Source organism: Streptomyces sp. S.PNR 29, from assembly GCF_030386795.1.
Classification (GTDB): domain Bacteria; phylum Actinomycetota; class Actinomycetes; order Streptomycetales; family Streptomycetaceae; genus Streptomyces.
The window spans coordinates 25,032-32,927 of the sequence record NZ_JANUQM010000028.1 but is presented as its reverse complement, the minus strand read 5'-3'; the positions used below and the strand labels follow the sequence as shown (position 1 = coordinate 32,927).

9 protein-coding genes are annotated in these 7,896 nt (G+C 71.7%); 6 read left to right on the top strand and 3 right to left on the bottom strand.

The features are described 5' to 3' along the window. Positions 1 to 268: 268 nt before the first annotated feature. The 3 genes from NW895_RS40820 to NW895_RS40810 all read left to right on the top strand — a co-directional run bounded on the left by NW895_RS40820 (position 269) and on the right by NW895_RS40810 (position 3,524). Entirely contained in the window at positions 269 to 1,117 is an 849-nt protein-coding gene (locus NW895_RS40820) for a GNAT family N-acetyltransferase (RefSeq protein ID WP_289942293.1), read from the top strand. 54 nt (positions 1,118 to 1,171) lie between these two features. Next, on the top strand, positions 1,172 to 1,741 hold the full coding sequence (locus NW895_RS40815) for a GNAT family N-acetyltransferase (protein ID WP_289942291.1): 570 nt from the start codon (positions 1,172 to 1,174) through the stop codon (positions 1,739 to 1,741). An 82-nt stretch (positions 1,742 to 1,823) separates the two neighbouring features. Beyond that, positions 1,824 to 3,524, top strand: a complete 1,701-nt coding sequence (locus tag NW895_RS40810) for a proline--tRNA ligase (protein WP_289942289.1) — start codon at positions 1,824 to 1,826, stop codon at positions 3,522 to 3,524. A gap of 86 nt (positions 3,525 to 3,610) precedes the next feature. Here NW895_RS40810 and NW895_RS40805 read toward each other — a convergent pair whose 3' ends face one another. Genes NW895_RS40805 through NW895_RS40795 form a run of 3 tightly spaced genes read right to left on the bottom strand, consistent with a single transcriptional unit; the run spans position 3,611 to position 5,547 of the window. Beyond that, positions 3,611 to 4,510 carry an aminoglycoside phosphotransferase family protein gene (locus tag NW895_RS40805; RefSeq protein WP_289942288.1) on the bottom strand — a complete coding sequence of 300 codons (900 nt, stop codon included), beginning with the start codon at positions 4,508 to 4,510 and terminating at the stop codon, positions 3,611 to 3,613. 27 nt (positions 4,511 to 4,537) lie between these two features. Next, positions 4,538 to 4,996, bottom strand: coding sequence for a ferritin-like domain-containing protein (locus tag NW895_RS40800; protein ID WP_289942284.1), 459 nt, complete (start codon positions 4,994 to 4,996; stop codon positions 4,538 to 4,540). Continuing rightward, positions 4,993 to 5,547 (bottom strand): hypothetical protein, encoded by a 555-nt coding sequence (locus NW895_RS40795; protein ID WP_289942282.1) that lies wholly within the window; start codon positions 5,545 to 5,547, stop codon positions 4,993 to 4,995. The genes NW895_RS40800 and NW895_RS40795 overlap by 4 nt, the downstream gene beginning before the upstream one ends. A 225-nt stretch (positions 5,548 to 5,772) precedes the next feature. Here NW895_RS40795 and rimP point away from each other — a divergent pair, with 225 nt between their 5' ends. The 3 genes from rimP to NW895_RS40780 all read left to right on the top strand — a co-directional run bounded on the left by rimP (position 5,773) and on the right by NW895_RS40780 (position 7,724). Then, positions 5,773 to 6,285 carry a ribosome maturation factor RimP gene (rimP, locus tag NW895_RS40790; RefSeq protein WP_289942280.1) on the top strand — a complete coding sequence of 171 codons (513 nt, stop codon included), beginning with the start codon at positions 5,773 to 5,775 and terminating at the stop codon, positions 6,283 to 6,285. A gap of 2 nt (positions 6,286 to 6,287) precedes the next feature. Then, the gene (nusA, locus tag NW895_RS40785) at positions 6,288 to 7,274 is read left to right on the top strand and encodes a transcription termination factor NusA (RefSeq protein ID WP_289942279.1); all 987 of its coding nucleotides are present in this window, start codon (positions 6,288 to 6,290) and stop codon (positions 7,272 to 7,274) included. Positions 7,275 to 7,442: 168 nt separating this feature from the next. After that, the gene (locus NW895_RS40780; protein WP_289942278.1) at positions 7,443 to 7,724 is read left to right on the top strand and encodes a YlxR family protein; all 282 of its coding nucleotides are present in this window, start codon (positions 7,443 to 7,445) and stop codon (positions 7,722 to 7,724) included. Positions 7,725 to 7,896: the final 172 nt, after the last annotated feature.

The window sequence follows — 7,896 nt, the reverse complement described above, 5'->3', positions numbered from 1 at the left end:
CGTCCCCGAGTCGAAGATCGTGGAGACCCTCATCGAGGAGGCGATGAAGCTCGCCGAGCAGATGGAGCAGGACGGCGTCGCGTCGGGCGAGCCCGAGGTGTCGGTCACGGGCTGACGGGCCTTCTCCAGCGCCGGTCCACTGGGGGCGGCAGCCCCCAGAGGGCACTCCAACCCCGTCAGCCACCGGTTCCCTCCGGCGGATCGGCACCGCACATTCCCGGCAGGTACAGTGCGGAGATCAGTAGACCCTCAGGGTGAGGCCCCGCACGTGTTGACCCAGACCACCTCCCGCGTGCTCGAACCGAGCGACCTGGATGCCGCGCTCGCCGTCCTCGACCGCGAGCCGGTCGCGAACGCCTTCGTGACGTCCCGCGTGCAGATCGCCGGACTCGACCCGTGGCGGCTCGGCGGCGAGATGTGGGGCTGGTACGAGGACGGCATGCTGACGTCCCTGTGCTACGCGGGCGCCAACCTCGTCCCCATCTGCGCCACCCCCAGGGCGGTCCGCGCCTTCGCGGACCGCGCCCGGCGGGCCGGCCGCCGCTGCTCCTCCATCGTCGGCCCCGCCGAATCCACCGCCCAGCTGTGGCGGCTCCTCGAACCCGGCTGGGGCCCGGCCCGCGAGGTCCGCACCCACCAGCCCCTCATGGTCACCGACCGCATGCCCACGGACATCGCGCCCGACCCGTACGTCCGCCGCGTCCGCAAGGACGAGATGGAGACGATCATGCCGGCGTGCGTGGCGATGTTCACCGAGGAGGTCGGCGTCTCCCCGCTGTCCGGCGACGGCGGCCTGCTCTACCAGGCCCGGGTCGCCGAACTCGTCGGCTCCGGCCGCTCCTTCGCCCGCTTCGACGCCGACGGCAAGGTCGTCTTCAAGGCCGAGATCGGCGCCGCGACCGACCGGGCCTGCCAGATCCAGGGGGTGTGGGTGGCGCCGGAGTACCGGGGCCAGGGCATAGCGGCCCCCGGCATGGCGGCCGTGCTGCGGTACGCGCTGGCGGACGTGGCCCCGGTGGTGAGCCTGTACGTCAACGACTTCAACACGGCGGCGCGACGCACGTACCGCAGGGTGGGCTTCCAGGAGATCGGAGCCTTCATGAGCGTGCTGTTCTGACAGTGCCCAACGGGGCTGTTCTGACAGGCCTGAAGGCCCTGTAGTCTCGCCGATATGCTGCGCTTTCCCGGTCACGGAAACCCCCATCCCGACGACATCGTGATCGGCCCCCTCGACCTCTGCGACCGTGTCGACGAAGCCCTCGCCGTCCAGGCCGTCGCCTTCGGACTCGGCGCCGACGAGGTCGCCGTGCGCCGCCAGATCGTGTTGCGGCACATGACCTACCCGGGAGCACGCGCCCTCGGCGCCACCACCCCCGACGGACGGCTCGTCGGATTCGTCTACGGCATGCCCAACGACCGCACCCACTGGTGGTCCACCGTCGTCGAGCCGTACCTGCGCGCACAGGGCCACGAGAACTGGCTCGACGACTCCTTCGTGATCACCGAGCTGCACGTCCACCCGCGCCACCAGAAACGCGGCATCGGCCGCTCCCTCATCACCACGATCACCGACGGCGCCACCGAACCCCGCTCGATCCTCTCCGCGATCGACATCGAGAGCCCGGCGCGGGCGCTGTACCGCTCCCTCGGGTACCAGGACCTCGCCCGGCAGGTGCTGTTCCCCAGCGCACCCAAGCCGTACGCCGTCATGGGCGCGCCACTGCCGCTGCGCCGCCGTTAGGGCCCTAACCGATTTCCACCGTCCCCCGCCGCCCGGCTAACCTCCTTGCCATCACCCTTTCGCAGCAGGAGATACGAGAGCCATGGCGAACGCACCGGTCCAGCGCATGTCCCAGTTGATGGCGAAGACGCTGCGCGACGACCCGGCGGACGCGGAGGTCCTCAGCCACAAACTGCTGGTCCGCGCCGGCTACGTCCGCCGTACCGCCGCCGGGATCTGGAGCTGGCTGCCGCTCGGCAAGAAGGTCCTCGCCAACGTGGAGCGCATCGTCCGCGAGGAGATGGACGCGATCGGTGCCCAGGAGGTGCTGCTCCCCGCCCTGCTGCCGCGCGAGCCGTACGAGGCGACCGGCCGCTGGGACGAGTACGGCGCCGAACTGTTCCGCCTGAAGGACCGCAGGAACGGCGACTACCTGCTCGGCCCCACCCACGAGGAGATCTTCACCCTCCTCGTGAAGGACCAGGCGACCTCCTACAAGGACCTGCCGGTCATCCTCTACCAGATCCAGACCAAGTTCCGGGACGAGGCCCGCCCCCGTGCGGGCATCCTGCGCGGCCGTGAGTTCCTGATGAAGGACTCCTACTCCTTCGACCTCGCCGACGAGGGCCTCGCCGAGTCCTACGCCCTGCACCGCCAGGCCTACCAGCGCATCTTCGCGCGCCTCGGCCTCGACTACCGCATCTGCGCGGCGACCGCGGGCGCCATGGGCGGATCCAAGTCGGAGGAGTTCCTCGCCCCGGCCGGCGCCGGTGAGGACACCTTCGCCGACTGCCCGAACTGCGACTTCGCCGCCAACACCGAGGCGACCACGTACGAGCTGAAGCCGGTGGACGCCTCCGGTGTCCCGGCGGCCGAGGACATCCCCACCCCCGACACCCCGACCATCGAGACCCTCGCGGCCTCCCTCGGCGTCCCGGCCTCCGCCACCCTGAAGAACCTCCTCGTCAAGGTCGACGGCGAGATCGTCGCCGTGGGCGTGCCCGGCGACCGCGAGGTCGACATGGACAAGGTCGAGGCCCACTTCGCCCCGGCCGCCGTCGAACTGGTCACCGCCGAGGACTTCGTGGGCCGCCCGGACCTGGTCCGCGGCTACGTCGGCCCGCAGGGCCTGGAGAAGGTCAGGTACATCGCCGACCCGCGGGTCGCGCCGGGCACGGCGTGGATCACGGGCGCCAACAAGGAGCACACCCACGCCAAGAACGTGGTCGCGGGCCGGGACTTCGAGGTCGACGCGTACGTCGACGTCGTGGTCGTGCAGGAGGGCGACCCCTGCCCGAAGTGCGGCACGGGCCTCAAGCTCGACCGTGCCATCGAGATCGGCCACATCTTCCAGCTGGGCCGCAAGTACACCGACGCCCTCAAGCTCGACGTCCTCGGCCAGAACGGCAAGCCGGTCCGCGTGACCATGGGCTCCTACGGCATCGGCGTCTCCCGCGCGGTGGCCGCCCTCGCCGAGCAGCACGCCGACGACAAGGGCCTCGTCTGGCCCGAGGAGGTCGCCCCGGCCGACGTGCACGTGGTCGCCGCGGGCAAGGCCCTCCAGACCGAACTGGCCCTCGACGTCTCCGAGAAGCTGGCCGCCGCCGGTGTCCGCGTCCTGGTGGACGACCGGGCCGGCGTCTCCCCGGGCGTGAAGTTCACCGACTCCGAGCTGATCGGCGTACCGCGGATCCTGGTGGCCGGGCGGCGCGCGGGCGAGGGCGTCGTCGAGCTCAAGGACCGCCGGACCGGGGAGCGCGAGGAACTGACGGTGGAAGAGGCGATCGCACGCCTGACGGCGTAAACACGCCAAGGAGCCCCTCAGGGAGCTCCGCCGGCGAACGCCCCGCCGCGATCACGCCCACGGCGGCGGGGCGAACGGCGGCGTCGTCAGAGCCACCCCGCGAACTCCAGCAGCAGCTCCGCGTCCCGCTCCCGCCCGACCCGGCGTGCCCGTACGCCCGACTCCACGGCCCGGAACAGCGTCCAGCCGCGGAGCCGTTCCTGGTCCACCTCCAGCGACTCGGCGAGCCGCTTCACGCGGCGCCGGGTCGTCGCAGCACCCGACGGCTGGGCGATCAGGTCCTCGACACGGTCCCGCACCAGCCGTGCCAGGTCGAAGGCGCACTCGCCGACCACCGGGTCGGGCCCCACGGCCAGCCACGGCGTGCGCTCCCCGGCGAGCACCTTGCTCTGCCGGAAGGTGCCGTGCAGCAACCGCTCCTCCGGCGGCATGGCCAGCAGCTCCTCGCGCGCCGCGAGCGCCGCGTCGACCAGCGGCGCCACCTCGGTGTCCGCCGCGGCACTCGCCCGCATCGCCTCGGCCTGCCGCCCGGTCCGCCCCGCCACCGTCTCGAACGGATGATCGGCCGGCGGCTCGACCCACAGGCGCCGCAGCGTGCCCGCCGCCTCCAGCAACGCCTTGGCCTCCGGCAGCGACCGCACCGACACATCCGGGTGCAGCCGCTCCAGCAGCAACACACCCTCGGTCATGAAGGGCTCAAGCAGCTGTACGGCACCCCGGCCGCCCCAGTGGGCGAGCGCGGCCCGCTCGCTCTCCGGGCGGGCCCGGCGCGGCGCCAGCTTGAGCACAGCAGGCGTCCCGTCCGCCCGCCGCACCAGCACCACCAGGCTGCTGCGGCCCCCGGGCACCTGCACCCGTTCGACGGTCAACTCGCGTAGCGCGACGGCCTGCTGCGCCAGATCGGGCAGCTTGTCCAACCAGTCGTCACCGTCCGGTGCCGTCTCACCGAGCGCCCTGACCAGACGCTGCGGCGGTTCGAAAGCCATGCGCGAGTCGTTCCCTTCCAGTCCGCGTCACGCCGTGGGCGCCGCCGAGGCTGTGCCCGCCCGCTCGGCGAGACCAGGGAAGGCTACGCTCCCGCCCCGCCAGCGCACCGCCCGGACCGCCGCCTCCCGCAGTGCCTGAGCGGCCGTGGCCCGCCGCTTGCCGCCGGCCGCCCGCACGAGGTCGGAGTACACCCCGGCCACCCGGTCCTCCAGCTCGGCGGCGAGCCGCACGGCCGCTGCCGAGTCCGGCACCGGGAAGGGCAACGCGTACCCGGCGGCCGCGGCGACCGGACTGCCGCCCAGATCCCGCACCTCGCGCGCCAGCGCGTCCCGCCGCGCCCGGTGCGCGTCGTACGCCGCCCGTGCTTCCGTGCGCCGCCCTGCATCGACGCGCCCGCCCACGACGCCGTAGCCGTACACGGCCGCGTGCTCGGCCGCCAGGGCGGCCTGGAGTGCGTCCAGCTCGCCGTCCTTCGCCTCGCTCACCCGTCACCTTCCGTCAGCAGATACAAGTGCGCCGCTCCGGCCGCCGCCACGGACGCCAGCAGCCGTGCCAGCTCGCCCGGTACGTCCAGCAGTGCCCTGGTCCGCCGGTCGGCGAGCGCCCGCTCGGCGGCGGCGAGCCCGGCCAGGGCCTCCTTCTCGCTCCCCGGCACGGTGGCCGAGGGGGCGACGGAAGGCGACGCGGAAGGCGAAACGGACGGTGAAACGGACGGCGAAACGGACGGTGACGCCTCGGCGGCCTTCCGGCCCCCGCCGAACGCCCGAGCGTGCCGTACGACCTCGTCCCGCAGCGGCCGCAGCCGCTCCGCCAGCCCCGGATGGGCGGCGATCACCGCGTCGTAGCGCTCGGCCAGCCCCTCGCTGTCCCGGGCCGCACGCGCGCGTGCCCGGTCGGCGGCCGACGTGCCGCGGCCGGTCCCGGCGGAGTCGGACCCGTCCGAGCACCCCACGAGCAGGGCGGCCCCGGCGGCCGAGGCGAGCAGGCTCCTTCTGCGCGGCCCCGGGGGGGTACGCGGTGATGGGGGGAACGGCACGGCAGACGTCCTCGGGGCACTCGTACGAATGAAGAAACCGAAAGAAACAGCGAATGGGCGGCATGCTCGTGATCACGGTACCCGGGCACTCGTCCGGCACCGCTCAGCGGCACCGCCCGCGCTCCGACGGACGCCCGATGGACGGCAACACCCCTTGGGACCGGATACCCTTTGACCAGACAGCGACGATCCCACAACAGCACACGCGGCCGAGGAGTCACCCGGATGAGCACCACCCAGAGCGAGAGGCTGCGAGAACTGCTGGAACCGCTCGTCAGCTCCCAGGGCCTGGATCTCGAGGAGATCGCGGTGGACTCGGTCGGACGCAAGCGCGTGCTGCGCGTCGTCGTCGACTCGGACACCGGTGCGGACCTGGACCGGATCGCCGATGTGAGCCGTGCGCTCTCGGCGAAGCTCGACGAGACGGACGCGATGGGCGAGGGGGAGTACACCCTCGAAGTCGGCACCCCGGGCGCTGAGCGCCTCCTCAAGGAGCACCGGCACTACGTCAGAGCCACCGGCCGGCTGGTGAAGTTCCAGCTGACCGAGGGCGGCGAGCTGGTCGCCAGGATCCTCAAGGTCGACGACGACGGCCTCGACCTGGAGGTGCCCGGGGTCAAGGGCCGCAAGGCCACGGCCCGCAGACTCGCCTTCGACGACGTCGCCAAGGCACGCGTCCAGGTGGAGTTCGGCCGCAAGGACGGCGAGCCGTCCGACAAGAAGGAAGAGGAGGCGTAGCCGTGGACATCGACATGAGTGCCCTGCGGGGCTTGGTGCGGGAGAAAGAAATCTCCTTCGACCTGCTGGTCGAGGCGATCGAGGCGGCCCTCCTCATCGCCTACCACCGCACCGAGGGAAGCCGCCGGCACGCGCGCGTGGAGCTCAACCGGGAGACCGGGCACGTGACCGTGTGGGCGAGGGAGGACCCCGAGGACCTGGAGGAGGGGCAGGAGCCCCGCGAGTTCGACGACACGCCGACCGGTTTCGGCCGTATCGCCGCCACCACGGCCAAGCAGGTCATCCTGCAGCGCCTGCGCGACGCCGAGGACGACGCGACGCTCGGCGAGTACGCCGGCCGCGAGGGCGACATCGTCACCGGCGTGGTCCAGCAGGGCCGCGACCCGAAGAACGTGCTGGTCGACATCGGCAAGCTGGAGGCCATCCTGCCGGTGCAGGAGCAGGTGCCGGGCGAGACGTACCCGCACGGCATGCGCCTGCGCTCGTACGTGGTGCGGGTGGCCAAGGGCGTCCGCGGTCCGTCCGTGACGCTCTCCCGTACGCACCCCAACCTGGTGAAGAAGCTCTTCGCCCTGGAGGTGCCGGAGATCGCCGACGGCTCTGTCGAGATCGCCGCGATCGCCCGTGAGGCCGGTCACCGCACGAAGATCGCCGTACGGTCCACCCGGTCCGGCCTGAACGCCAAGGGCGCCTGCATCGGCCCCATGGGCGGCCGTGTGCGCAATGTCATGGGCGAGCTGAACGGTGAGAAGATCGACATCGTCGACTGGTCGGACGACCCGGCCGAGATGGTGGCGAACGCGCTGTCGCCGGCCCGTGTCTCGAAGGTGGAGATCGTGGACATGGCGTCCCGGTCCGCGCGGGTGACCGTGCCGGACTACCAGCTGTCGCTCGCGATCGGCAAGGAAGGGCAGAATGCCCGGCTTGCGGCCCGGCTGACCGGCTGGCGGATCGACATCCGCCCGGACACCGAGCAGCCGTCCGAGTAGTCGCCCGGACGGCGGAAGAGTGCCGGGAGCCTGCCGGGGAACCGCCGGAAGAGCGCCGGAAAAGTGATCGGGGAATAGATCTGAGCCGCAGGTCGCTTAGATCACGACAACAGCCGTTCGATTCTTGCCCGACAGGGGTGAGGTCGGTGCGGGGAGGTAGACTTAGGAGTGTCTGGCCGGACGCATACCCGCGTATGCCCTGAGCGCACTTGTGTGGGGTGCCGGGAGCGAGCGGCCAAGATCGAACTGCTGCGGATCGTGGCGGTCGAGGATGCATGCGTCCCCGATCCTCGCGGTACGCTGCCCGGCCGGGGTGCGTATGTGCACCCCGCCCTGGTCTGTCTCGACCAGGCGGTACGCCGCCGGGCGTTCCCGCGGGCGCTGCGTGTCCCGGGGCCGCTCGACGTAAAGGCGTTGCGCCGGTACGTCGAGCAGGCACAAGGTTGCTGAGCAGCAGCTGTCAGCTTGCTGAAGGGCAACACGGTAAGAAAGACGTGCCGCACGGAACCCCGTGCGGCCTGGTACCTCGCGAGTCGAAAGCAGGTCGAGATTGCGATGAGCACTCGATGAGTACGCGATGAGTACGCCCATGAACTAGCGACGGTCCGGCCGCAACCCGGAC